Annotated in this window: 26 protein-coding genes; 12 read left to right on the top strand and 14 right to left on the bottom strand. The window is 67.6% G+C overall.

The genetic code is table 11. The features are described 5' to 3' along the window. On the bottom strand, positions 1–573 hold a 573-nt coding region (locus tag ACTIF2_RS15470; RefSeq protein ID WP_439497981.1), incomplete at its 3' end, for a DUF4147 domain-containing protein. 146 nt (positions 574–719) lie between these two features. Between ACTIF2_RS15470 and ACTIF2_RS15465 the strand changes: the two genes are divergently transcribed. Then, the gene (locus tag ACTIF2_RS15465; protein WP_439497980.1) at positions 720–1,526 is read left to right on the top strand and encodes an N-formylglutamate amidohydrolase; all 807 of its coding nucleotides are present in this window, start codon (positions 720–722) and stop codon (positions 1,524–1,526) included. A gap of 132 nt (positions 1,527–1,658) precedes the next feature. Beyond that, a complete protein-coding gene (locus ACTIF2_RS15460) occupies positions 1,659–1,901 on the top strand; it encodes a DUF2312 domain-containing protein (protein ID WP_439497979.1) in 243 nt (80 codons plus the stop codon). A 94-nt stretch (positions 1,902–1,995) separates the two neighbouring features. Here ACTIF2_RS15460 and ACTIF2_RS15455 read toward each other — a convergent pair whose 3' ends face one another. Beyond that, positions 1,996–2,613, bottom strand: a complete 618-nt coding sequence (locus tag ACTIF2_RS15455) for a nitroreductase family protein (protein WP_439497978.1) — start codon at positions 2,611–2,613, stop codon at positions 1,996–1,998. Positions 2,614–2,800: 187 nt separating this feature from the next. Here ACTIF2_RS15455 and ACTIF2_RS15450 point away from each other — a divergent pair, with 187 nt between their 5' ends. Continuing rightward, a complete protein-coding gene (locus tag ACTIF2_RS15450; RefSeq protein WP_439497977.1) occupies positions 2,801–3,802 on the top strand; it encodes a LysR family transcriptional regulator in 1,002 nt (333 codons plus the stop codon). A 78-nt stretch (positions 3,803–3,880) separates the two neighbouring features. Next, a complete protein-coding gene (locus ACTIF2_RS15445) occupies positions 3,881–4,489 on the top strand; it encodes a glutathione S-transferase family protein (RefSeq protein WP_439497976.1) in 609 nt (202 codons plus the stop codon). Between the two features lie 126 nt (positions 4,490–4,615). On the opposite strand, the gene ACTIF2_RS15440 is transcribed toward ACTIF2_RS15445, so the two are convergent. From ACTIF2_RS15440 to ACTIF2_RS15420, 5 genes are all read right to left on the bottom strand, one after another. Further along, positions 4,616–6,391: a peptidoglycan L,D-endopeptidase MepK gene (locus ACTIF2_RS15440; protein WP_439497975.1), complete on the bottom strand. Its 1,776-nt coding sequence runs from the start codon at positions 6,389–6,391 to the stop codon at positions 4,616–4,618. 224 nt (positions 6,392–6,615) lie between these two features. Further along, entirely contained in the window at positions 6,616–8,559 is a 1,944-nt protein-coding gene (locus ACTIF2_RS15435; protein WP_439497974.1) for a L,D-transpeptidase family protein, read from the bottom strand. A 105-nt stretch (positions 8,560–8,664) separates the two neighbouring features. Beyond that, positions 8,665–10,155: a sigma-54-dependent transcriptional regulator gene (locus tag ACTIF2_RS15430; protein WP_439497973.1), complete on the bottom strand. Its 1,491-nt coding sequence runs from the start codon at positions 10,153–10,155 to the stop codon at positions 8,665–8,667. A gap of 110 nt (positions 10,156–10,265) precedes the next feature. Next, positions 10,266–10,547, bottom strand: coding sequence for an addiction module antidote protein (locus ACTIF2_RS15425; protein ID WP_439497972.1), 282 nt, complete (start codon positions 10,545–10,547; stop codon positions 10,266–10,268). Between the two features lies 1 nt (position 10,548). Beyond that, the gene (locus ACTIF2_RS15420) at positions 10,549–10,836 is read right to left on the bottom strand and encodes a type II toxin-antitoxin system RelE/ParE family toxin (RefSeq protein WP_439497971.1); all 288 of its coding nucleotides are present in this window, start codon (positions 10,834–10,836) and stop codon (positions 10,549–10,551) included. A 257-nt stretch (positions 10,837–11,093) separates the two neighbouring features. Here ACTIF2_RS15420 and ACTIF2_RS15415 point away from each other — a divergent pair, with 257 nt between their 5' ends. From ACTIF2_RS15415 to ACTIF2_RS15405, 3 genes are read left to right on the top strand one after another with little or no spacing between them, the layout of a single operon-like run. Beyond that, on the top strand, positions 11,094–12,971 hold the full coding sequence (locus tag ACTIF2_RS15415; protein WP_439497970.1) for a M3 family oligoendopeptidase: 1,878 nt from the start codon (positions 11,094–11,096) through the stop codon (positions 12,969–12,971). A 27-nt stretch (positions 12,972–12,998) separates the two neighbouring features. Continuing rightward, positions 12,999–13,880, top strand: a complete 882-nt coding sequence (locus tag ACTIF2_RS15410; protein ID WP_439497969.1) for a methyltransferase domain-containing protein — start codon at positions 12,999–13,001, stop codon at positions 13,878–13,880. A 16-nt stretch (positions 13,881–13,896) separates the two neighbouring features. After that, positions 13,897–14,334, top strand: coding sequence for an acyl-CoA thioesterase (locus ACTIF2_RS15405; RefSeq protein ID WP_439497968.1), 438 nt, complete (start codon positions 13,897–13,899; stop codon positions 14,332–14,334). A 3-nt stretch (positions 14,335–14,337) separates the two neighbouring features. On the opposite strand, the gene vapC is transcribed toward ACTIF2_RS15405, so the two are convergent. Together vapC and ACTIF2_RS15395 are read right to left on the bottom strand one after the other, a co-directional pair. Further along, positions 14,338–14,727 (bottom strand): type II toxin-antitoxin system VapC family toxin, encoded by a 390-nt coding sequence (gene vapC / locus ACTIF2_RS15400; RefSeq protein WP_439497967.1) that lies wholly within the window; start codon positions 14,725–14,727, stop codon positions 14,338–14,340. Next, positions 14,724–14,936, bottom strand: coding sequence for a type II toxin-antitoxin system VapB family antitoxin (locus ACTIF2_RS15395; protein ID WP_439497966.1), 213 nt, complete (start codon positions 14,934–14,936; stop codon positions 14,724–14,726). Before ACTIF2_RS15395 ends, vapC begins: the two co-directional genes overlap by 4 nt. Positions 14,937–15,089: 153 nt before the next feature. On the opposite strand from ACTIF2_RS15395, the gene purL reads away from it, so the two are divergent. From purL to grxD, 4 genes are all read left to right on the top strand, one after another. Beyond that, positions 15,090–17,300: a phosphoribosylformylglycinamidine synthase subunit PurL gene (purL, locus tag ACTIF2_RS15390; RefSeq protein WP_439497965.1), complete on the top strand. Its 2,211-nt coding sequence runs from the start codon at positions 15,090–15,092 to the stop codon at positions 17,298–17,300. Positions 17,301–17,312: 12 nt separating this feature from the next. Then, entirely contained in the window at positions 17,313–17,546 is a 234-nt protein-coding gene (locus ACTIF2_RS15385; protein ID WP_439497964.1) for a BolA family protein, read from the top strand. Continuing rightward, positions 17,543–18,004: a hypothetical protein gene (locus ACTIF2_RS15380; protein ID WP_439497963.1), complete on the top strand. Its 462-nt coding sequence runs from the start codon at positions 17,543–17,545 to the stop codon at positions 18,002–18,004. The genes ACTIF2_RS15385 and ACTIF2_RS15380 overlap by 4 nt, the downstream gene beginning before the upstream one ends. 153 nt (positions 18,005–18,157) lie before the next feature. Continuing rightward, positions 18,158–18,493, top strand: coding sequence for a Grx4 family monothiol glutaredoxin (gene grxD / locus ACTIF2_RS15375; protein WP_439497962.1), 336 nt, complete (start codon positions 18,158–18,160; stop codon positions 18,491–18,493). 205 nt (positions 18,494–18,698) lie between these two features. Here grxD and ACTIF2_RS15370 read toward each other — a convergent pair whose 3' ends face one another. The 5 genes from ACTIF2_RS15370 to tlpA form a co-directional block, all read right to left on the bottom strand. After that, positions 18,699–19,340: a glutathione S-transferase family protein gene (locus ACTIF2_RS15370; RefSeq protein WP_439497961.1), complete on the bottom strand. Its 642-nt coding sequence runs from the start codon at positions 19,338–19,340 to the stop codon at positions 18,699–18,701. A 49-nt stretch (positions 19,341–19,389) separates the two neighbouring features. Then, complete coding sequence (locus tag ACTIF2_RS15365; RefSeq protein ID WP_439497960.1) at positions 19,390–19,638, bottom strand: DUF1272 domain-containing protein; 249 nt, start codon at positions 19,636–19,638, stop codon at positions 19,390–19,392. 89 nt (positions 19,639–19,727) lie between these two features. Beyond that, positions 19,728–21,461, bottom strand: coding sequence for a carbamoyltransferase family protein (locus ACTIF2_RS15360; RefSeq protein WP_439497959.1), 1,734 nt, complete (start codon positions 21,459–21,461; stop codon positions 19,728–19,730). A 75-nt stretch (positions 21,462–21,536) separates the two neighbouring features. After that, the gene (locus ACTIF2_RS15355) at positions 21,537–22,538 is read right to left on the bottom strand and encodes a hypothetical protein (RefSeq protein WP_439497958.1); all 1,002 of its coding nucleotides are present in this window, start codon (positions 22,536–22,538) and stop codon (positions 21,537–21,539) included. A gap of 191 nt (positions 22,539–22,729) precedes the next feature. Then, positions 22,730–23,359, bottom strand: coding sequence for a thiol:disulfide interchange protein TlpA (tlpA, locus tag ACTIF2_RS15350; RefSeq protein ID WP_439497957.1), 630 nt, complete (start codon positions 23,357–23,359; stop codon positions 22,730–22,732). A gap of 29 nt (positions 23,360–23,388) precedes the next feature. Here tlpA and argH point away from each other — a divergent pair, with 29 nt between their 5' ends. Further along, positions 23,389–24,786, top strand: a complete 1,398-nt coding sequence (gene argH, locus ACTIF2_RS15345) for an argininosuccinate lyase (protein WP_439497956.1) — start codon at positions 23,389–23,391, stop codon at positions 24,784–24,786. The last annotated feature ends 110 nt before the right edge of the window (positions 24,787–24,896 follow it).

Here is a 24,896-nt window from a genome sequence, read left to right as displayed (position 1 = left end):
GAGCGTCAGCAGCCGGGCCGGCGCGGCGGCGAGCGCCAGTCGGCCGCCCTTGATCCGCGAGAGCCGTTTGCGGACGATGTTCATCTCGCCGATCGGCGCGCCCGAGCGCAGCAGCGCCTTGTTGACCGCCTGCTTCTCGGCGAGCGTCAGATCGCCCGCCGGCGCGACCCAGTTGGCCGAGCCGCCGCCGGAGAGGAGTACGAGGACGAGATCGTCCTCCGTCGCCGAACCCGCCAGCGCAAGCGCGCGCTCGGCGCTGTCGAGGCTGCCCTGGTCGGGCACCGGATGGCCGGCCGCGACCATCGGGACATGGCGCGTCCTCGTCTCGTAGCCATGGCGGGCGACGGCATGGCCGACGAGCCGGTCCGGCTCCAGGCCGGCATCGAGATAATGGGCTTCCGCGAGTGCCGTCATGCTGCCAGCGGCCTTGCCCGCGGCGAGCATGATCAGGCGGCCGTCGCGGGGCGGTTCAGGCAGATGTGCCGGCAGGCAGCCGGCCGGCTGGGCGCGGGCGACGGCGGCGTCGAAGATCGTCCTGGCGATGCGCAGGGCCTGTGCCGAATGCTCTGTCACCTGCTGCAATCCGCCGCCTTCCGCCCGTCGCCATGTCGATATGCGTCACTTCGATTTGATCGACTTTCGTCGCCTGCTCTTCTATGTCGCTCGCTGGCGAACGTCATCAGGCTTTTGCCGATTTAATCATACTTTTTGGAGCGCCGATGCGGTCCGATCTGCTTCCGGCCGGGCCTGTGGCAATGCTTGCTCCCGGCGAGGTCGAAATCATCCCCGGCGATCCCGCGACGGGGATGCTGCTGCTCTGCGACCATGCCTCGAACGCGATCCCGGCCGAGTTCGCCGCGCTCGGCCTGCCACTGGGCGAGCTCGAGCGCCATATCGCCTATGATATCGGCGCGGCCGAGGCGGTGCGCGCCATGGCGCGGGCAACCGGCGCGCCGGCCGTGCTGACCACGTTCTCGCGGCTGCTGATCGATCCCAATCGCGGGCTCGACGACCCGACTTTGGTGATGCGGCTCTCGGACGGGGCGATCATTCCCGGCAATGCGCGGATCAATGAGGCCGGCATCGCCGCGCGCGTCGCGCGCTACTACGCGCCCTATGACGCGGCGATCGATACGGCGATCGAGCGGGCGCTGGCGGCAGGGTTCCCGCCGGCGATCGTCTCCGTCCATTCCTTCACGCCGTTCTGGAAGGCGGCGGCGCGGCCCTGGCATGTCGGCGTGCTCTGGGACAAGGCGGGCGACCTGGCGAAGTCGCTGATCGCCGCCTTCCAGGCTGAGCACGATCTCGTCGTCGGCGACAACGAGCCCTATAGCGGCGGCCTGCCGGGCGACACGATCGACCGCCATGCGACGCGCCGCGGCCTGCCCGACGCGCTGATCGAGGTCCGGCAGGACCTGATCGCGACGCCGCAGACCGCCCGGGACTGGGGCCTGCGCCTGGCGCGCATCGTTTCCCCCTGCGTCGCAGCGCTTGGGGCGGGCAAGCCCTCGCGGCCGTCGGGCTGACGGTCGAGGCCGGATTGGTGTCCGATACGTCGCACATGCCAGGCAATCCCCAGGCTGGGCCGCTTCGCGCTTGACGCCGGACCCCGATCTGGGCGAACCCCTGCGGCCAAATTCAGGAAGAAGGGTTTTGGAATGGACGATCCGGTTCAGGGCGATCAGCTCAAGAGCATCGTTGAGCGCATCGAGCGGCTCGAGGAAGAGAAGAAGACGATCGCCGACGACATCAAGGAGGTCTATGCCGAGGCCAAGGGCAATGGCTACGACGTCAAGGTGCTGCGCAAGGTCATCGCCATCCGCAAGCGCGATCTGAACGAGCGCAAGGAAGAGGAGGCGATCCTCGACCTCTATCTGCAGGCCGTCGGCGAGACGGCCTGAGGCTCAGCTCGAGAACATGAAAACGCCGCCCGGGATGCCCCGGGCGGCGTTTTGATATTCAGGATGTTGCTCAGGCGAGGAGCTAGAGCTCGGCCTAGGCGGCGTTGCTTGATGCCGCGCTGCCATCAACGATGGTGCGGAAACGCAGCTCGTCGTCGATGAAGGTCTTCTCCGGGAAGGCCGCTTCATTGGAGCCGAAAGGCATCTGCGCGGTCAGCTTCCAGGATGCAGGAATGTTCCACGCCTTGGAGACTTCCGCGTCGACGAGCGGATGGTAGTGCTGCAGGCTCGCGCCGATACCGACATCAGCAAGCGAGGTCCACACCGCCAACTGCGCCATGCCCGTCGAATGTTCGGACCAGATCGGGAAGTTGTGCGCGTAGAGCGGGAAGTTGGCCTGGAGAGCCTTGACCGGTTCCTGATCCTCGTAGAACAGCACCGTCCCGGCGCCGCTCGCGAAGCTGTCGATCTTCTTGGCTGTCGCGGCAAAGTCAGCGGCCGGCACGATCGCGCGAAGCGCTTCTCTGGCGATGCTCCAGAACTTGTCGCTCTCCTTGCCGAACAGAATGACGGCGCGGGAGCTTTGCGAGTTGAAGCTGGACGGCGACAGACGGATCGCCTCTCTGATCATGGTATCCAGCTGCGCTTCCGGGATCGGCAGATTCTTGCCAAGCGCATATTGCGTACGGCGCTTCTTGAGCTTGTCGAGCATGGCTTCCTCATCTGTGAACGCGTGTCACGCCGGCAGGCCGATGAAACGGGGTGGTTTTTCTCGGAGCGCCCCTTTGGGCGCCCTTCCTGCGAGAGCGGGATTTCGATGAGGGAGAGGTAGCGGTTCACTTGCCGCATCAGAATGCCCATATTGGGCACCAATCTGTTGCTCAGGAAGGAACGCTGCCATGTCCGAGCTCGACGATATCCGCAGCCTCATTGCCGTCGTCGAGACCGGCGGATTCGGGCGGGCCGGGAAAAGCCTGGGCCTGTCGAAATCGATCGTCAGCCGCCGGATCGCGCGGCTGGAGGCTGATCTGGGGACACGCCTGCTCAGCCGCACCACGCGCGGCGTCAGCCCGACCGAGGCCGGCGTCGAGTTCAAGGCGCGCGGCGAGCGTATCATGGCCGATCTGGTCGAGGCGCGTGAATCCGTGGCGCAGCAGGCCGGAGGCGTCACCGGCCGCCTGCGCCTATCGATGCCGCTGAGCTTCGGCAGCCGGCATGTCGCGCCGGTCCTGGGCGAGCTGGCGCGGCGCCATCCGCGGCTGGAGCTCGATGTCGAGGCCAGCGACCGTCATGTCGATCTGATCGCCGAGCGCTTCGACGCGGCGATCCGGATCGGCACGCTCAAGGATTCGAGTCTCATCGCGCGCCGGATCGCGCCGATCCTGGCGGGCGTCGTCGGCAGCCCGGATTATTTCGCGCGAAGGGGGCGTCCCGGCTCTCCGGCCGAGCTCGTCGGCCATGATGGCCTGCTCTATACCGGCACGACGACGCCGGACTGGACCTTCCGGGTCGGCAAGCGTTGGCTTTCGGTCAGGCCGCCGGGGCGCCTGCGCTCCGACAGCGGCGAGACGCTGATGCAATGGGCGAGCGCCGGGCTCGGCCTTGCCGTCCTGCCGACCTTCATCGCCTCGGACGCGATCCGCAGCGGCGCGCTCGAACATATCCTGTGGGAATATCCGATGCCGGAGCACGGGCTCTATGTCGTGCGCCCGCCGGGGGCCTATGTGCCGGGCAAGGTCCGCATCCTGATCGATCTCCTGGCCGAGCATTTCGGCGGCACGCCGTCCTGGGATCCCTGCCAGATGGCGGCGCGGGAGCGCGGCATTGCGCTCGGATACTCCCGCGCGCAGGAAGAACCGGCGGATTTCGATGCGGAGGCCGCCGAACATCAATCGGCGTGATCCGCGACATCACGCGAATTCGCGTGGCTTTTCCGAGGTGGCCGGCCAGTTTGCGCATGGTCGGAAACGGAGGTCGCGATGCTGCTCGTCGGAATGCTGGACAGTCCCTATGTGCGCCGCGCCGCGATCACGGGGAGCTTGCTCGGGCTCGCATTCGAGCATCGCTCGGTCTCGGTCTTTCGCCACATGGATGCGTTCCGGGCGATCAATCCGCTGATCAAGGCGCCGTCCCTGGTTTGCGACGACGGCACGGTGATCAGCGAATCGCTGTTGATCATCCAGCATTTCGAGGATGTCGCCGAGCGCAGCCTCAGGCCGGCGGAGAAGGTGGCGCGCAGCCGCGACCTTTCCCTGACCAGCATCGGCATCGTCGCCGCCGACAAGGCGGTCTCGGTCGAATATGAGCGCAAGCGCCCGGAGGCGCAGCGCTATGCACCCTGGCAGGAGCGGATCGTGACGCAATTGCATACGGCGCTCGACCTGCTCGACCAGGCCGCCGCGCGCGGCGAGCTCGGCTCCGACCCCGAGCTGCGCCCCGGCGATATCGCTGCGGCGATCGCCTGGGGCTTCTGCCGCTTCGTCATCCCGGAATTCGTCGAGGAGAGCCGCTGGCCGGCGCTCGCCGCCCAGGCGCAGGCCTGCGAGCAGCTCGAGATGTTCAAGGCCTGGCCGATCGACCGGGAGTGAAGTCAACAGGCTCTCAGCCCTCACCCTGAGGAGCCGCGTAGCGGCGTCTCGAAGGGTGCTTTCAGAGCGCACTGAATCATCCTTCGAGACGCGCCTGCGGCGCTCCTCAGGATGAGGGCTCAGATATCAGTTCTGCACGAAATTCGTCGGCAGCGGCCGCACTGCCGGGCCGCTGAAGCTGCCGGTCTTGGCGTCGCTCGGATCGGCATGGCTGAAGCCGAGCGAGGCGGCCGGTGCCGGTCCCTGGACCCAGCCGCCGGGCGGCGGCGCGGCGGCCTTGGTGCGCGCCGTGGCGACGGTGACCGAGCGGCCCTCCGGCGTCGGCCTCGCGACGGTGGCGAAGAGCGAGTCCAGTCCCGAGCGGTCGGCGTCGTATTGCGCGACGAATGGCGTGCGCGCGACGCGGCTCGTCCGCTCGTTCTGGGCGACGGCGGCGACCATGCCGATCTGCGGGCGGCCCGGGGGCAGCGGATGGCTGACCGTGACGAGCTTGCCTTCGGACAGCGGCGGGGAGTCGGCCTCGGCTTCGCTGCCGCGCAGTTGCGCCGTCGCGAGATTGGCGAAGGCTGCCGGCCGGGACGGCGGCATTGGCGCCGCCATCGGCTTGCCGGCGACCACGGACTCGACCAGCGCCGTCATCTCGCCCGGCCGCCGTGGCGGCAGCGAGGCGAGCATCAGCTTCTGATCCGCGCCGGGGCGGTTGCCGGGCGCGAGTTGCGGCGCGAAGGCGAGGGCGCCGCCCTGTTGCTGCGAGAGGGCCGCGACCTGGACCGCCTCCTGCGCGCCCGCGGGCGGCTGCGGCGCGGTGAGCCCGCCCGGGCGGGCGATCGGCACCGGCGCGTCGATCAGTTTCGGCTTGTTGTCCTGCGGGGCGGCGGCAGGGGCCAGCGCGGCGACCTGCGCCGGCTGCGGCTCGATGGTGCTCGGGGCCAGCCGCTCAGAGCGCTCGCGCGTGGTGCGGCGCGTCGTCGGTTCGGGCGAAGGCGCTGGCTGCGCGACCAACGGGGCGCCGAAGCGGGAGCCGCCATCCTCGGCGTTGTTGTCGGTGTAATTGGCGGCGGTCGCGTAGGTCATCGTCCTCGGCTGCGGCTTCGGCGCCGAGGCGCGGCCGCGGGTCGGACGGGCATCAGCTTCCTCGTCATCGCCGCCGAACAGCGAGGCCCAGAGGCTCTTGCGGCCGGAGGAGATCACGGCGCCCTCGTCGAGATCGGCCGCGGCATAGCCGGCGACCGCGCCGCCGCGCGCCATGATGTCGGCCTTGGCGAGCTCGTAGCCGGAGAGCGGATGGCCGTCGGCCGGCAGATGCACGGTCTTCTCGTCGGGGAAGAGCCGCACGAGCTGGTCGCGGGTCATGCGCGGCCAGGAGCGGACCGAGCCGGCATCGAGATGGATGAAGGGCGTATGCGCGCCGGGATAGAAGCCGACGCCGCCGCGCTGCAACCGCATGCCGGCCGCCCGGATCTTGGCCGTCGGCGTATCGGGCAAATAGAAGTCCATCGCCTTGCCGAGCGTGTGCTGGCTGTGCTTGGCGACGCCGCGCGAGCGCCGGCGCAGCATCGAGTTGGTGCCGGGCGAGCGATAGGCCGAGACGACGTGGAAGGGCTGCTCCGAGCCGACGGCGCGCTGGACCTCCCAGGCGACGTCGAAGAGGCGGGGATCCATCTTGATCGGCTCGTCGAGGCGCCAGTCGCGCAGCGCCCAGTTCAGCTTCTCCAGCGCGTCGGCGACATAGCGCCCGTCACGCTTGAAGGTGACGGTGAGCTCTTCCTTGGTGTGCATGTGGCGGATCGAGATCGTCCGCGTGTCACCATTGGCGACGGCGTTCTGCGTGCCGCGCACGCCGCCGATCAGCGCGGCGAGCGCCACGGTCAGCGTCAGGCCGTTCCGGAGTCCTGGCGTCAAACGGGGCAGAAGCCGTCTCGACGTGGTGGCGGTGGACCTGCCCAAGCTGCTTGACCCGTCTCGATGTGCCGGCAAAGCGGCGCGGCAAACGTGAACGAACAGTTGCGGAGAAGCGTTAACGGCAGGTTAACAACCCGGCCATCTGCACGCCATGATTTTCTCCGCTTCGGCTCGCTACCTGTGGATCATGGCAAAACCGTGCCCGCAAGAGCAAGCGCGCCGGCTCAACTGCGACGCTCGAGCGCCTCTCGCACCAGCCGGTGGAAGCCGTAGAGGTCGGCGAAGGTCGTCAGCTTGCCATCGGCGCCAACGACATGGGTGTTGTAGACCAGATGGATCGGCAGCGGTTCCGGCAGCTTGATCATGCGCTCGCCGGAGCCGATCAGGCGCTTCAGGCGTTCCGTCGACCATTCCGGCCCGAGCACCTGGTCGGCGAGGAGGAAGGGGTTGTCGACGCGGACGCAGCCATGGCTGTAGGCGCGGCGCTCGGTGGCGAAGAGCCGGCGGTTCGGCGTGTCGTGCAGATAGACGGCATGGTCGTTCGGGAACATGAACTTGATCCAGCCCAGCGCGTTGCGCTCGCCGGGCGGCTGGCGCACCGAGATCGCGCCATTACGGCCGCGGGTCACGACATAGCCGCGCTTGGCGGCGTAGTTCGGATCGGCGGCGAGGCCGGGCAGGAATTCCTTCTTCAGGATCGAGGGCGGCACGAACCAGGACGGGTTGACGACGACGTGGTCCATCTTGTGCGAGAAGATCGGGGTCGCCGAGTCGGGCTTGCCGACGATGACGCGCGCATGGTGCACGACCTTGCCGTCACGCACGACGCGCATCTGGTATTCCGGCACGTTGACGATGATGTGGGTCTTGCCGAGATCGGGCGGCAGCCAGCGCCAGCGCTCCATCTGCGCGATGACGTCCTGCTCGGCACGGGCGGTGACGGGCGTGCCGAGCGCGGCCAGCGTGCGGGCGCTGAGGATGCCGTTGGCGCGTAGGCCGGCCTGTTTCTGGAACTCGGCGACGGCGGTCGCGGTCGAGCGGTCGAAGACCGCTTCCTCCGAGGGGCCGAGGCCGAGGCGGGCGCGGATCAGGTGCACACGATCGTCGCGCATGCCGAGCTTGAGCGGCGGGCCGGCGGGGATGCGCACCAGCGGCGTGTCGTCCTGGTGCTGGCGCATCTCCGCGAGCTTGGCCTTGAGCCGCTGATAGCCCTCATGCGGCGGGTTGTAGGCGGCGAGCGCGGCGCCGGGATCGGGGACGGCAGCGAGTTCGGAGAGGACCTCGGTCGCAGACGGCAGATAGAGCGTCGGCGTGATCAGCTTCGAGAGCCGGCGCGGGTCGATGCGGGCGCCGCGTGCGTCGCGGGCATAGAGCACGGCGAGCGCCGAGAGCCGGACATCGGCCTCGGCGAGGCTGCCCTTGTCGCTCGCCTCGAAGACCGGCAGCGGGTAGTCGGTCGGCCGCAGGCCATCATCGCCGGCGCGGCCGAGCTGGGCGACCAGGAGCTTGGCGGCCGCGCTCCAGCCCTTGCCGTCGATCCAGAAGGGGCGGTTCTCGAAGGCCTGGTAGGCGGCGAGGATCTCGTTGCGCTCGCGCTCGGACAGCCGCGGCAGGGCGAGCGCTTCGGGTGCGCGCTCGAGGATCTCGGCCGCGAGCGTGGGGCCGGCCGGCAGCTCGACCACGACCGGCGGCAGCTCCGGCGGCGGGATCAGCGGCTCGGCGGGCAAGGCGGAGCGGAGCGGTTCATGCTTCGGCGCGGGAACCAGCGCCGGATCGGCGGGCGGCATCTCGACCGAGGGAATGTCGAGCACAATCGGGTCGTCATCGTCGATGCCGGGGGTGCTCACCGTCGCGCTCGGGGCCTCGAGCGGTGCAGGCCCGCCCGAAGGCTGGGCCGATGGCGCGACCGTGCCGGTCACCATGCCGGCGTCGCCGGCAGTAGGCTTCGGCGCGGCCTCGACCGAGACGACGACCTCGGGGAGGGCGGGAGGCTGGATGTTTGCCGCCGGCTTGTCGGTGTTGAGGATCAGCAGCGGCGGCTGCTCGGGCAGCGGAATTCCCAGTGCCGGATCACGGGCATCGCCGGACTGGGCCAGGGCCGTCGCGGCGCCGAGAAACAGGATGAGGACCGATGCAGAGGCCGAGCCCGCCCAATGGCGACGATGCATGGTCCAGTTCCTCGTTCCTTCACCGGTCTGCGCAATACCTGCGTGACTCGGCCTGTTTCGACAAGATGCGGGGGTGCAACAGCCGCGATCTTTCGGTTTCCAACACTAAGCCGCGTCGGAATCCTCGGATGTCTCCTCGCCCTCGATCAGCCCGTAATCCTTGAGCTTTCGATAGAGGGTCGAGCGGCCGATGCCGAGCTTGCGCGAGACCTCGGACATGTGTCCGCGGTAATGCGCCAGGGCGAATTTGATGATCTCGCGCTCGAGCTCGTCGAGCTTGCGGATGTCGGAGCCGGCGACCAGCTCCAGCGCGTTGGGATCGCGCACCGGCACCTGAATGATGCGCGGCGGCTCGTCGCGCGATTCGGTTCGCGGCGTCGCGGCCGGCGCGGGCGGGATCCGGATGTCGTAGCCGTCCATTTGCGCCGCGATCTGCGGGAATTCGGCGACGGTGAGCTCGTCGCCATCGGCGAGCACGACCGCGCGGAACATCGCGTTCTCGAGCTGGCGGACATTGCCCGGCCAGTCATAGCCGGTGACCAGGCTCAGCGCCTCGGCCGAGATGCCGCGCAGCTTCTTGCCTTCCTCCGCCGCGAAGCGGGCGAGGAAGCCGCGCGCGAGGTCGGGAATGTCCTCGTGGCGCTGGCGCAGCGGAGGAAGGGTGATCGGGAAGACATTGAGTCGGTAATACAGGTCCTCGCGGAACTCGCCGCGCTTGACTTGCTCGAGCAGGCTCTTGTTCGTCGCCGAGATGATGCGGATGTCGACACGCACCGACTTCTTGCCGCCGACGGGATCGACCTCGCCCTCCTGGATGGCGCGCAGCAGCTTGACCTGGGCGTCGAGCGGCAATTCGCCGACCTCGTCGAGGAACAGCGTGCCGCCATTGGCCTCGACGAACTTGCCGATATGGCGCTCGGTCGCGCCGGTGAAGGCGCCCTTCTCGTGGCCGAACAGGATCGATTCGACGAGGTTGTGCGGGATCGCGCCGCAATTCACCGTGACGAAGGGCTTACCCTTGCGGTCGCTGGTGCCCTGGATGGCGCGGGCCAGAACCTCCTTGCCGACGCCGGATTCGCCTTCGACCAGGATCGGGATGTTGGATTTGGCGGCGCGTTCGGCAAGCCTGATGACGCGGCCCATGTCGGGGCTCTTGCTGGCGAGGTCGCGGAAGCCGAGCTGGCCCGAGGCGCGGCGCTTGATATGGCGCAGCTCATGTTCGAGGGCGCCGAGCTTCAGCGCGTTCTTGATCGAGACCTGCAGGCGCTCGGCGCCGACCGGCTTGACCACGAAATCGACGGCGCCGGCGCGCATCGCCGTGACCACGGTCTCGATCGAGCCATGCGCGGTCTGTACGATCACCGGCGTCTCGACGCCGCGTTCGCGCAGGCGGGCGAGGACGGCCATGCCGTCGAGCTCGGGCATGACGAGATCGAGCACCACGACGTCGATGGCGCTCTCGGAGCTGGTGAGCAGCCGCAGCGCCTCGTCGCCGGCCTCGGCGAGGACGACGTCGTAGCCGGAGCGCTTGAGCATGGCGTCGAGGAGACGGCGCTGGACGGGATCGTCATCGACGACGAGGACGGTGGCGGTCATGAAGCCTCAAAGCCAGTCGAACGGAATCGGATGTTCCGTTTCGGGGCATCTTTGGCCAGAACGGTTAAGCCGCTCTTAAGCGCGGCGTCTCTCGCCGCGGCCTCGACCGGTCACGCCGCCACGGTGAGCTTCATGCCGAGCGCCTTCATCACGCCAAGCAGCGTCGAGAGGCGCGGGTCGCCGGTCGGACTCAGCGCCTTGTAGAGAGCCTCGCGCGTCACGCCGGAATTTCGCGCAACCTGGCTCATGCCGCGAGCGCGGGCGACGATGCCGATGGCATGGGCGATATAGGCGGGATCGCCTTCCTGGAACGCGTCGGCAAGGAACTCGACCTGGGCTTCTTCGCTGGTGAGATAGTCCGCCACGTCAAAGGGCGTCGTTTCGATCGCCATTTCAGACCTCCTTGGCCATGTCGACGGCCCGCCTGATATCCCGGCGCTGGGTGCTCTTGTCGCCACCGCAGAGCAGGATGACCACCGCCGCCCCGCGCTTGACGAAATAGACCCGATAGCCCGGGCCAGCGTCGATCCGCAGCTCGCCGATGCCGTCGAAGAACTTGGCGTCACCGAAATTGCCGATCTCGATCCGGGCGATCCGCTGCAAGACGCGCCGGACTGCCGATCCATCGCCCAGCTTGGTGAGCCAGTCGCGGAACTCGACCGTTTGGCGGACGCTGATCATGTGAATTATAATTCACAAAAAAGGGCGGTCAAGAAGATTGTCAACTATAGGATACATGCGGGCATTTCCCGACAGGCCTTTGCCTCGATCTCTTCACGATGCTCGCTCGCAGCGTGACGAATGATGGGGCTGCAATCAATGATGCCGTTCTGCTTTCTCAGCGCTCTCTTTCGCAGCACGCTCGGGCACCGGCGTTGATCGCGCGGCCTTGTCCGCGCATATGGGGGAGAGGATGTGTCGAACGAGGTGCCTGGGACATGACGATCGCTTTCGACGGGACGACCGCCGGCTTCGCCAGGAGCGCTGTCGCCAGCGCCGCCCGCAGCGCCACCGAGAACGCAGCCAAGGCTGCCAGGGCGCTCGGCACCCTGCCGGAATGGAACCTCGGCCATCTCTATCCATCGATGGACTCGCCCGAGTTCGCGGCCGACCTTGAGCGCGCGCTGAGCGAATCGCAGCGTTTTGCGGCGCTCTATCGCGGCAAGCTCGGGGTGCTCGCTGCGCGCGAGGATGCCAGCACGGTGCTGGCCGAGGCGGTCCAGGCCTATGAGCGGCTGGAGGACCTGCTCGGCAAGATCATGTCCTATGCCGGCCTGGTCTATTCCGGCGACACCACCGATCCGCAGCGCGCCAAGTTCTATGGCGATACCCAGGACCGGATGACGACGGCCTCGACCGAGCTGCTCTTCTTCGGGCTCGAGCTCAACCGCATCGACGAGGCGTTGCTGGCGAAGGTCTCGGCGCTGCCGCCGCTGAGCCATTGGCAGCCCTGGCTGGAGGATCTCGCCAAGGACAAGCCGCACCAGCTCGAGGATAGGATCGAAGAGCTGTTCCACGAGAAGTCGGTGACCGGTCGCGGCGCCTGGAACCGGCTCTTCGACGAGACCATCGCGGCGCTGCGCTTCACGGTGAACGGCGAGGAGCTGACGCTCGAGCTCACCCTCAACAAGCTGCAGGATGCCGACGGCACTGTGCGCAAGGCCGCGGCCGAAGCGCTCGGCGAGGTGCTGCGCGGCCAGCAGCGCACCTTCTCGCTGATCACTAACACGCTGGCCAAGGACAAGGAGATCTCCGATCGCTGGCGCAAGTTCGAGGATGTCGCGGATTCGCGCCATCTCGCGAACCGGGTCGAGCGCGAGGTGGTCGACGCGCTGGTCGCAGCCGTGCGCGAGGCCTATCCGCGGCTGTCGCACCGCTATTACAAGCTGAAGGCGCGCTGGTTCGGGCGCGAGGCGCTGGATTACTGGGACCGCAATGCGCCCTTGCCCAAGGTTGAGCAGCGCAGCATCCCCTGGACCGAGGCGCGCGACACGGTGCTCGACGCCTATGGCGCCTTCTCGCCGCAAATGGCCGGCATCGCGCGGCGCTTCTTCGACGAGGGCTGGATCGACGCGCCGGTTCGCCCCGGCAAGGCGCCGGGCGCCTTCGCACATCCGACCGTGCCGTCGGTGCACCCCTATGTTCTGCTGAACTACCAGGGCAAGCCGCGCGACGTGATGACACTCGCCCATGAACTCGGCCATGGCGTGCACCAGGTGCTGGCGGCCCCCAACGGCGCGCTGATGGCGCCGACGCCGCTGACCTTGGCCGAGACCGCGAGCGTCTTCGGCGAGATGCTGACCTTCCGCAAGCTGCTCGACGGAACCAGCGATCCGAAGCAGCGCAAGGCGATGCTGGCGGCCAAGGTCGAGGACATGATCAACACGGTCGTGCGCCAGATCGCGTTCTATTCCTTCGAGCGCAAGGTGCACGAGGCGCGCAAGGCGGGCGAGCTGACGGCCGACGATCTCTGCGCGCTGTGGATGAGCGTGCAGGCGGAGAGCCTCGGGCCGGCGATCACGCTCGGGCCGGGCTACGAGACCTTCTGGTCCTATATCCCGCACTTCATCCACTCGCCCTTCTATGTCTATGCCTATGCCTTCGGCGATTGCCTGGTGAACTCGCTCTACGGCGTCTACCAGAACTCGGCCGGGGGCTTTCAGGAGCGCTATTTCGCGCTGCTCTCGGCCGGCGGCACCAAGCATCATTCCGAGCTGCTGAAGCCCTTCGGCCTCGACGCGCGCGATCCCGCCTTCTGGCAGATCGGCCTGACCATGATCGAGGGGCTGATCATCGAGCTGGAAGGCATGGAGTGAAGGCAGGTTAGCGCGGGGAGCGCGAGCGTGACGGACAGCCCCCTCGTCTTCGACCGCGATCTCATTCGCCGCCGCCTGACGCGCGCTGTCGCGGCCGGCTATCCCGATTTCCTGCTCGCCCGCGCGACCGAGGACCTCGAGGAGCGCCTTGGCGCCGTGCTCAGGCGCTTCGGGCTCGCGGCCGATCTCGGCACGCCGCTGCCGAGCGCCGCCGCCGTGCTGCGCGGCAAGGCCGAGGCGCTCTGGCGCATGGCCGAGACGCCGGGCACAGCGGCCGATCTCGTCGGCGATCTCGAACGCCTGCCGCTGGCGCCGGGCTCGGTCGATCTCGCCGCCTCGCTGCTGGCGTTGCACGGCGTCAATGACCTGCCGGGCGCGCTGATCCAGATCAGGCGCGCCTTGCGGCCGGACGGGCTGTTCATCGGCTGCCTGCTCGGCGGCCGGACCTTGCAGGAGCTGCGCGAGGCGCTGCTCGCGGCCGAAGCGGAGACGACGGGCGGCGTCAGCCCGCGCGTCGCGCCCTTCGCCGACTTGCGCGACATGGGCAGCCTCTTGCAGCGCGCCGGTTTTGCCTTGCCCGTCGTCGACAGCGAGCTCGTCACCGTGCGCTATCGCGACCTGTTCGGCCTGCTCCGCGACCTGCGCGCCCTGGGCTGGACCAATGCCCTGACCGATCGCCGCAAGGCCGGGCTCCGGCGCGACACGCTGCTGCGCGCAGCCGCGCTTTATGCCGAGCGCTTCACTGACGCGGACGGGCGGCTGCGCGCCAGTTTCGAGATCGTCTGGCTCTCGGGCTGGGCGCCACATGAGAGCCAGCAGAAGCCGCTGCGGCCGGGCTCGGCCAAGACGAGGCTGGCCGACGCGCTCGGCGTGCCCGAGATCAAGGCCGGCGAGAAGGCGGGCGAATGAGGAGCGGGGCCATCCGATGAGCGAACGTGCGGCGCGGCTCGGCCGTGAGGATTTCAGGCTGTTTCGCGCGATTCCGACGCGCTGGATGGACAATGACGTCTTCGGCCATGTCAACAATGTCGTCTATTATTCCTGGTTCGACACGGCGGTGAATGCCTGGCTGGTCGAGCAGGGCCATCTCGACATCGCCGGCAGCGCGATCGTCGGGCTCGTGGTCGAGACCGCCTGCACCTATTTCGAGAGCGTCGCCTTTCCCGAGACGGTGGAGGTCGGCATCGTTGTCGAGAGGCTCGGCCGCAGCTCCGTGACCTATCGGATCGGCATCTTCCGCGAAGGCGCGGAGCAGGCTGCGGCGCAAGGGCGCTTTACCCATGTCTATGTCGAGCGCGCCGCGCAGAAGCCGGTGCCGATTCCGGGCGGCCTGCGAGCGGCGATGGCGGGAATCGCGGTCTGAGGCTCAGGCCAACAGCAACCCGCAATGCTCGGTGAAGGGATCGAAATCTCGATCCTGATGCAGGAGGTGGTGTCCGTGCGCGATGCAGTAGGTCGCGATGATCAGGTCGATCGTCTTGCGGATTGTGATGCCACGCTCGCGTAGCCGTCGATAATGGCCGGCAGCAACTGGTGCGAGCTCCAGGCTGGAGATCGCGCCTTGCTGGAAGACGCTGAGATCGCGCTCGATCCGGGCCGCATGACGATCGTCGCGGCTACCTTGCAGCAGTTCGAGCAAGACCAAATCCGCGAGCAGGATCTGTGAACGATCGCGGATCGAGAGCAGTCGTTCGACCTGCCGTGTTTCCCGGTCGCGCAGCAGAGCAATCCAGACCGACGTATCGACGACGATCATTTCTGCCGATGATCGGGCTCGCCAAGCCGCATCGCGTCGAGGTCGCCTTCCCAGCCAAGTCCGCGCAGGTCTTCCAGCGCCCGCCGCTGCCGATGCTCCTGGACGAGCTTGCGCAGCGCCTCTTCGACAGTCGCGCGCTTGGTCGGCAAGCCCGTTGCTTCCATCGCCTCGGCGAGTAACTCGTCATCGAGCTCGATATTGGTGCGCATGGCAGCCTCGATGTGTAAGGATTGTGCATAGTATACACATTGCGCTGCCGCCGCTCAACTGCATGCGCCAACCGCGTTGTCTCGCTCGCGGGATCGGGCTATGCCCCGCAGCAACGAATTCCCCATCGATGCCGCGTCAGGAACAGGCGAGCCGTGATTCCCAACGAGATCAAGATCACTCCGCAGCTCGTGGCCGAGCACGGCCTCAAGCCGGACGAGTACCAGCGTTTCCTGCACCTGATCGGGCGTGAGCCGACGATCACCGAGCTCGGCATCGTCTCGGCGATGTGGAACGAGCACTGCTCCTACAAGTCCTCGAAGATCCACCTGAAGACGCTGCCGACCAAGGCGCCCTGGGTGATCCAGGGACCGGGCGAGAATGCCGGCGTCATCGATATCGGCGACGGGCTCGCCGTGGTCTTCAAGATGGAGAGCCACAACCACCCGTCCTTCATCGAGCCCTATCAGGGCGCGACGACGGGCGTCGGCGGCATCCTGCGTGACGTCTTCACCATGGGCGCGCGGCCGATCGCTGCCTTGAACGCGCTGCGCTTCGGCGACCCGTCGCATCCCAAGACGCGCCATCTCGTCTCGGGCGTGGTCGCCGGCATCGGCGGCTACGGCAATTCCTTCGGCGTGCCCACGGTCGGCGGCGCGGTCGGTTTCCATTCGCGCTATGACGGCAACATCCTGGTCAACGCCATGGCGGTCGGCCTCGCGAAGGCGGACGAGATCTTCTACGCCAAGGCGTCCGGCGTCGGTAAGGCGATCGTCTATCTCGGCTCCAAGACCGGCCGCGACGGCATCCATGGCGCGACCATGGCGTCGGCCGCCTTCGGCGAGGGCGGTGAGGAGCGGCGCCCGACGGTGCAGGTCGGCGACCCCTTCGCCGAGAAGCTGCTGCTGGAGGCCTGCCTCGAGATCATGGCGGCTGGTCATGTCGACGCGATCCAGGACATGGGCGCGGCCGGCCTGACCTGCTCGGCCGTCGAGATGGGCGCCAAGGGCGATCTCGGCGTCGAGCTCGACCTCGACAAGGTGCCCTGCCGCGAAGATCAGATGAGCGCCTATGAGATGATGCTCTCGGAGAGCCAGGAGCGCATGCTCATGGTGATCAAGCCCGGGCATGAGGAGCCGGCAGAGGCGATCTTCAAGAAATGGGGTCTGGACTTCGCCGTGGTCGGCCATACGACCGACACGCTCCGCTTCGTTGTGAAGCACCAGGGCGAGACCATGGCCGACCTGCCGATCAAGGAGCTCGGCGACGAGGCTCCGGAATATGACCGGCCCTGGATCGAGACATTGAGGCCGGAGGTTCTCGATGCGGCCTCGGTCAAGCCGCCGCTCTCGAACGCGGATGCGCTGCTGAAGCTCGTCGGCTCGCCCGATCTCTGCTCGAAGCGTTGGGTCTATGAGCAATACGACACGCTGATCCTTGGCAATTCCGTGGTCACGCCGGGCGGCGACGCCGGCATCGTGCGGGTCGAGGAGGGGCCGAAGGGCCTGGCCATGACGGCGGACGTGACGCCGCGCTATTGCGAGGCCGATCCGTTCGAGGGCGGCAAGCAGGCGGTGGCGGAAGCCTGGCGCAACCTGACCGCTGTCGGCGCGACGCCGCTCGCCATCACCGACAACCTCAATTTCGGCAATCCCGAGCGGCCCGAGGTGATGGGCCAGCTCGTCGGCTGCATCAAGGGCATCGGTGAGGCCTGCAAGGCGCTCGACTTCCCGGTCGTCTCCGGAAATGTCTCGCTCTACAACGAGACCAATGGCGTCTCGATCCTGCCGACCCCGACGATCGGCGGTGTCGGCGTGCTGGCCGACGTGACCAAGCACGCGACGATCGGCTTCAAGGCCGAGGGCGAGAGCATCATCCTGATCGGCGAAACGGAAGGCTGGCTCGGCCAGTCGGCCTGGCTCGCGACGATCTGCGGCCGCGAGGAGGGCGCTCCGCCGCCGGTCGATCTCGCGGTCGAGAAGCGCAACGGCGATTTCGTGCGCGGCCTGATCACGGCCGGGCGCCTGAGCGCCTGCCACGACCTTTCGGATGGCGGGCTTGCCGTGGCGCTGGCCGAGATGGCGCTGGCCGGCGGCGTCGGCGCGAGCGTGACGCATCTGCCGGAAGGACCGGCCCATGCCGTGCTGTTCGGCGAGGACCAGGCGCGCTATCTGGCGACCGTTCCCTCGGACAGGGCCGAGGCGCTGCTGGCCGAGGCAAAGGCCGCCGGCGTCCCCGCCGCCGCGATCGGGCGGACGGGCGGCAATGCGCTTGAATTGCCGAGCGAGGCGCCGGTCGCGCTGAGCGCGCTGGACAAGGCGCATGAGGACTGGTTCCCGACCTATATGTCGGCCAAGAGCGCCTGAGGAGACTTAAGCATGGCGATGGAAGCGCAGGACATCGAGGCGATGATCAAGGCGGCGCTGCCGGATGCGGTGGTCGAGATCAAGGACCTCGCCGGCGACGGCGACCATTATGCCGCGACGGTGACTTCGGCCGCCTTCAAGGGCAAGTCGCGGGTGCAGCAGCACCAAATGGTCTATGCCGCCCTGCAGGGGAATATGGGCGGCGTGCTGCACGCCCTTGCGCTGACGACGGCGGCGCCGGAATGAGCGCGCTGCGATCCGTGACCTGGCGCGGCGCCGCGGCTGGCCTCGCGTTCTGCGCTGCGCTGGCTGCGGGTTCGGCTGTCGCCCAGATCATGCCGCCGGTCGAGGATCCGGTTGCGAATTCGCAGGCGCTGATGAAGACCCTCGAAAGCGACGGCGCCGAGCCCTTCACCGATGAGGTGATGCGGCTTCTCAAGAAGAAGGGCGAGGCCACCGAGCTGTCCAACAATCTGAGGCCGTTCAGCAAGAAGACGCCGGACGTGTCCGGCGTCGCCTATGACCGGAACTACAACAACCTGGTCCGAATGATCCTGATCTATGCGCAATATGACGATAACCGCTTTCCGTTCATGTACTACCAGTTCACCTACAAGATGACGAAGGCCGGCTGGGTGCTGACCAACTTTCGGTTCGAGAACGAGACCTCCCGCGCCTTTCCGGAGGGCTTCACCGCGCCTTGACGCCAGTCCCTGCGGATGGCGAGGGCAGGTTTCCTTGCCGCAGGGCAAGGAAACACGGGCGCGGCGCTGCATGCCCTTGCGCTGGCGACAACGGTTCCCCAGAATTAGAAGAGATCATCCAGCGGGCCTTGACCCCGCCTCAGGAGAATAACGATGACCGACGTCAATGCCCGTATCGACGCCGAAGTGAAATCCAGCGACGTCGTGCTCTTCATGAAGGGCACGCCGCAATTCCCGATGTGCGGCTTCTCCGGCCAGGTCGCCCAGATCCTCGGCTATCTCGGCGTGCCCTATAAGGGCGTGAACGTCCTGGAAGACCAGGAGATCCGCGAGGGCATCAAGGCCTATTCGAATTGGCCGACGATCCCGCAGCTCTATGTGAAGGGCGAGTTCATCGGCGGTTGCGACATCACCCGCGAGATGTTCCAGGCCGGCGAGCTGCAGGCGCTCTTCGAGGACAAGGGCATCACGGTGAAGCAGGCGAGCTGAGGCTAGCCTCTCGCGCAGCCCTGCTTGCGTGCCGTGATCTGACTGAAACGACCTCTGTCGTCCCGGACAAGCCGCGTCAGCGGCGCAGTTCCGGGATCCATCGTAAGGCTCCGGTGCTCTATGATGGATCCCGGAGCTACGCTTCGCTGCGTCCGGGATGACACCGCTTTATCCTGAAACAGGGTGCTCCAGAACCGCAGGCCCGTCAGGCGGCCGGCGCCGTCGCATGCATGGTGGGCCTTTGGGCCATCCTCGCCCACCAAGCCTCGATTGCCGGCTGGTCGGCGAGCAGCGGGCCGGCTTCCGGCGCCAGCGTGAAATAAGCGAACATCGGCGCGGCATGCAGATCGGCGAGGGTGAGGGTGGCGCCGGCGAGGTAGGGGCCATCGTCCATCACGTCGCCGATTGCGCGCAGGCATAGCTGCGCTCGCGGCAGCGCTGCCTGGATGCGCGCCTCGTCAGGCAGACGGCCCTTCTTCGGACTGGAGACGCGCTCCACATAGATGTCCCAGACCAGGGTGCGATAGGCGTATGAATCGAGGATGCTGATCAGCTGATTGACCCTGGCGCGGTCGCTCGGAGCCGACGGCTGCAGGGCAGGCCCCGAGAACGCTTCATCGATGTAGCGCTCGATCGCTCCCGCCTCGTAGAGCCGGAAGCCATCATGCTCGAAGGCGGGTATGCGGCCGAAAGGCTGCCGCTCGAGCAAGGAAGCCGGCGGTCCGGTTTCGGCAAAGACATCAATCGGCTCCAGCCGATAGGGGACGCCTTTTTCCTCGAGCGCCAACCGGACGGCGCGCACATAGACGCTGTAGGATGCGCCATAGACGACAGGTGCGGAGGTCATTCTGCGTTCCTCGCCCGATCGATCACCCCTTGTCCCATGCAGGCGCGGTTCAGGCCGCCGCACAGTCCGGATGCGGCTTGCGGACCCGCTCGGTCGAGGGCGGGTATTTTTCCAGCTTGCTCGCGGGCCTGACCGGCCGGCGCACCAGCTCGCCGCCGCAATTCGGGCAGGCGCCGTGGAATCTCGTCTCCGCGCAATCGGCGCAGAAGGTGCATTCGAAGGTGCAGATCATCGCGTCATGCGCTGCCGGCGGCAGGTCGCGGTCGCAGCATTCGCAGTTCGGGCGCAGTTGCAGCATGGCTCACTCCCGTCGATCGGGCGGAGCATGCAGCCAAGGGCCGCGCGCCGCCAGCGCCATTCGCTGATGAATCCGATCAGCCGGCGCGATCACTTCATCAGGAGCCAGTCCTCGACCACGAGCGCGTCGAGCCCGCTCGTATAGAACATCAGGATGGCATCCTCGCTCGTATGCAGGATCGGCTTGCCCATGATGTTGAACGAGGTGTTAAGGAGCACCGGCACGCCGGTGAGTTGATGGAAGGCCGAGATCAGGGCGTGGTAGCGCGGGTTGCGCTCGGCGGTGACGCTCTGCAGGCGGCCGGTGCCGTCCTCATGCACCACGGCCGGGACGCGCGATCTCACCGCCTCCTTCCAGACCAGGGTGCGCTCCATATAGGGCGCGTCCTGGTAGTTCTCGAACCAGTCCGGCCCGTGCTCGGCCAGGATCGAGGGCGCGAAGGGGCGGAAGGCCTCGCGATACTTCACCTTGGCGTTGAGCAGGTCCTTGGCGTTGGCCGGGCGCGGATCGGCCAGGATCGAGCGGTTGCCGAGCGCGCGCGGGCCGAATTCGGCGCGGCCCTGGACCCAGCCGACGAGCTTGCCCTCGGCGAGCAGCCGCGCCGTCGCCGTCGTGATCTCTTCCGGCGTGAGGCGCTTCAGGCGCGGCTCCCAGGCGCTCATGCGCTCCAGCGGCTCGGTCGAGACGGCCGAGCCGAGATAGGGGCTCGCCGGCCCGCCCTGTCCGCGCCATTCCGGGTTGGCGGCGGAATGGGCGAGCCAGGCGGCGCCGATCGCGTTGCCGTCATCGGCCGGTGCGGAGGGCACGAAGACCTGCTCGAAGCCGTGGCGACCGACGATCCGCCCGTTGAAGGAGGAGTTCAGCGCGCAGCCGCCGGCGAGCACCAGGTTCGGCGAGGGGACGAGCGCGGCCGTCTCGGCGAGCAGCGCCTCCATCATCTCTGCGAAGACGTCCTGGCCGCAGCGGGCGAGATCGGCCCAGCCCTGGTCGAGCGCGTCCGCCGGGCGCCGCGCCAGGATCTCCGCGCTGACGGCGCGCACCGTGGCGGCGTCAGCGAAGGTGAGCTTGGTCCCGTCGATGCGATAGAGCCGGCGCAGCAGCGCCAGCAGTTCGGGGTCCGGGCGGCCATAGGGGGCGAGCCCCATGATCTTCCATTCCTCGCCCTTGGCCTGGTCGAAGCCGGCGAGATCGGTGACGAGGCCGAAATAGAAGCCGATCGATTCGCGGCCGCGGTGACGCCTGACCTCGCTGATCTCGCCGTTCCGCAAGGCGAAGATCGCCGATGCGCCGGTCTCGCCCATGCCGTCGACGACCAGGCAGGCGGCGTCGCGGAAGGGCGAGGACCAGCAGGCATAGGCCGCGTGGCTGAGATGGTGACCGTAACGCGCGAGCCCGGTGATGCGTGCGGCCTCGCCGAAGGCCCGGTCGAGCCCGAGCAGGGTGCCGAGTCCGGCACGCTGCTGGCCAAGATGCAGCGAGGCGATGAAGGCGCGCTCGGCCCGCTCCGGCACCAGCGACCGGTTGAGCTCGGGCGACAGCTTGAGCAGGGCATCGAGACTGAAGGCGCCGGTGCGGCTCATCTGGTCGAGGAAGCCGGTGAACTCGCCGCTCCAGCTCGTCGCCAGCCTCACCTCGGCGCCGGCCGGGATATAGCGCCTGAGCAGGCTCTCCATGCGCGGCGCGGAATCGGGCTCGCAATTCGGCGCCCGCTTGTATTGCAGGTAGCGCTCGGTCGCTTCGGCGAAGAGCACCTCGCCACCGGGCCCGATAATGGCGATGGCGGGGTCGTGGAAGGTGGTGGCGAGGCCGATCGTGTAGGTCATGCCCCTCAGGGTATGGAACAGGAGGTCCGATCAGGCAAACCCGCGGCGGGGCGCTTTCGTTCCGCTGGCTGCGTCTTATTGACCGGGGCCAAAGGCGACGCTGCGGGCGATCGCCTTGATCGCGGGGGCGAGGCCGTCGAAGCCCGCTTCGTCGGCCGACGCGATCAGGCGGATGAAACGGCCCTGCGCGCCGATCGCCATATATTGCGCGAAACGCTTGGGGCCGCGGCCTTCGTCCAGATAGCTGCCGGTGAGCATGATGCCGTCGCGGCCGGCAAATCGGAGCTTTCCCCGGGTCGCGATCGTCGCCGAGCCGAAACCGCGCGTCTGCTTAAGGAGCGTCTCCGCCATGTCTTCGAGCTTGCCGGCCCCGCCGGCCGGGGCGGAGAGCTGGTAGACGGCGATCAGCAGCGGCTGGGAGCCGGACGGATCGGCATTGAGCGGGCCGACGGTCATCAGCACGCCGGAGCCGCCGATCGTGTCGACGACGCGGAACGGCGCGACCGGGCCGATCGCGAAGGGCAGCGCCTTGAGCTTGTCGGCCATACCAGGCTCGCCGCCGAGCGTGACCGAGGCCAGCATGGCCAGGACCTGCCGGTGGTCGAGCGCGGCCTTCTCGGGCGACTGCACGGTGACCATCACGGTCTTGGGCCCCTTGAACAGGGCTATCCACTTGTCGAAGCGCATGCCTCCTGCGTCCTGGCGGCCATTGATGACCGGGGCCTTTCCCGCCGGCGTGTCGACCTCGTCGATGCCGGAGACGGCGATGTTCTGTTTCGCGAACCCGGCCTTGGCCGTTTCCATGTTGCCGAACAGCGCCGCGAGCTGCGGATGCGCGGCGGCGGGCATCTCGACGATCATGACGCTCGCCTTGGTCGAGCGGTTCTGCAGGCCGGCGAACCCGCTCGCTGCCGAGAAGCCCTTGAGCGGCACGAGCGAGACGCTGGTGCCGGCGACGGGCTGCCGCGTCTGCGCGAGGGCGCCCTCGCCGGCGCCCCATCCGGCGAACAGGATCGCGATCACCGCAAGGAGGCAATGCCGGGCGCGACGGCCGAAGCGGGTTTCGGCGATGTTCATCAAGTCCATCCTCTGCCAATCGGCGGTCGATCGGGGCGCGCCCTTTGCAACCGCAGCTAGCATCGGATTATGACCGCTCGACTGCGTGCGGAACAGCTTGGCAGGGAATGCCCGCCAAGCGCGGAGCGGGCGCGGCGCGGCGGAAGCCGGTCATTTCGGTGCCGTTCGTTCCGGCGCCGTCATGAAAGTTTTCAGCGCCCGAGCGCCGCCCGCACGAAGGCGAGCGCGTCCTGGCTCGCCCAGTCGGCCGGGCCCTGCAGCATCGCCAGCTCGCAGCCCGAGGCATCGACCAGCACGCTGACCGGCATGCCCTCGATCTTGCGGGCGGCGCGCAGGTCCTGGAAGACCGTGGCCTGCGGGTCGGCGTAATAGGTGAGCCGCGAGATCTCCCGCTTGGCCAGCCATTTCTTCGGCTTGTCGAGATCACGCGTGTCGATATTGACGGCGACGACGCTGAAATCCGGCCCGCCAAGCGCGCCCTGCAAGGCGTCCAGCGCCGGCATCTCGTGCAGGCAGGGCAGGCACCAGGTCGCCCAGAGATTAACCAGCACGGTCCGGCCCTTGAAGGCCGACAGCGTGGTCGGCTGGCCGTCCGGACCGTTGAAGGTGAGGTCCGGCAGCGGCCGTGGCGTCTTCGCGACCTCCACCGCCGCGACCTCGCCGCGGGCCAGCGGCCGCAGCTTGTCGACCAGATCGGCGTTCGCGGCGCATGATCTTGAATTGCCGGCTCCGCTCTGGAGGGAGTAGAAGGCCGCGACGCTACCGATGGCGATCAGGCTGACGATGCCGGCGGCGGCGATTTTTTTGGAACGAGACGTCATCGCGCGTCCAAGAAGCAGGAAAGAGCGTCGTGAGCAATCGCATGTGGGGTGGGCGTTTCGCCACGGGGCCTGACGCGATCATGGAGGAGATCAACGCCTCCATCGATTTCGACCAGCGGCTGTGGCGGCAGGATATCCAGGGCTCGCTGGCGCATGCGGCGATGCTGGGCGAGACCGGGATCCTGACGGGCGAGGATGTGACCGCGATCCGCGACGGACTCAAGGGCATCGAGGCCGAGATCGAGGCCGGCAGCTTCACGTTCTCGCGTGCGCTCGAAGACATCCACATGAATGTCGAGAGCAATCTCAAGGACCGGATCGGGCTCGCCGCCGGCCGGCTGCATACGGCGCGCTCGCGCAACGACCAGGTCGCGACCGACATGAAGCTCTGGGTGCGCGACACGCTCGACCAGCTCGACCGGCAGGTCGCCGATCTTCAGCTCGCTTTGGCCGAGAAGGCCGAGACCTATGCCGGCGCGGTGATGCCCGGCTTCACCCATCTGCAATCGGCGCAGCCGGTCACCTTCGGCCATCACCTCCTCGCCTATGTCGAGATGCTGGCGCGCGACCGCGGCCGCGTCCGTGACGCCCGCGAGCGGCTGAACGAATGCCCGCTCGGCGCGGCCGCTCTCGCCGGCACCTCCTTCCCGATCGACCGGGAGATGACGGCCAAGGCGCTCGGCTTCGCCCGGCCGACGGCGAATTCGCTCGATTCGGTCTCGGATCGCGATTTCGTGCTGGAGACACTCGCCGCCGCCTCGATCTGCGCGATGCACCTGTCGCGACTGGCCGAGGAGGTCGTGCTCTGGGCGACGCCGCAATTCGGCTTCGTCAAGCTTTCCGACAAGTTCTCGACCGGCTCCTCGATCATGCCGCAGAAGCGCAATCCCGATGCGGCCGAGCTGGTGCGCGGCAAGGCGGGGCGCGTCTTCGGCCATCTCCAGGCCCTGCTGACGATGATGAAGGGCCTGCCGCTGACCTATTCGAAGGACATGCAGGAGGACAAGGAAGGCACGTTCGACGCCCTGCAGTCGCTCTCGCTCTGCCTTGCCGCGATGGCCGGCATGGTGCGCGACATGGAGCCCAACCTGAAGGTGATGAAGAAGGCGGCGGGCCTCGGCTACGCCACCGCGACCGATCTCGCCGACTGGCTGGTCAGGATGCTGAAGCTGCCGTTCCGCGACGCCCATCACATCACCGCCAGGCTGGTCGGCGTCGCCTCGGACAAGGGCGTGGGGCTGGAGAAGCTCTCGCTCGCGGAGATGCGGGAGGTCGAGCCGAAGATCACGGATGCTGTCTTCGCGGTGCTCGGCGTCGAGCAATCGGTCAAGAGCCGCGTCAGCTATGGCGGCACTGCGCCGGCGAATGTGAAGCGCCAGGCCAGGCGCTGGCTGAAGCAGCTCGCGAAGGAGACGCAGCGTCGCTGAGGATGCGTCATGCCCGGGCTTGACCCGGGCATCTCCGGACAGAATGGCGCCTTATCCTGCAAGAGATTCTCGGGCCTGCGCTGCGCTTCGCCCGAGAATGACGGCTTTGG

This window comes from Allobosea sp. (assembly GCF_051860145.1).
GTDB lineage: Bacteria > Pseudomonadota > Alphaproteobacteria > Rhizobiales > Beijerinckiaceae > Allobosea.
The sequence above is the reverse complement of the archived record's forward strand: the minus strand, read 5'-3'. Positions and strand labels throughout refer to the sequence as shown.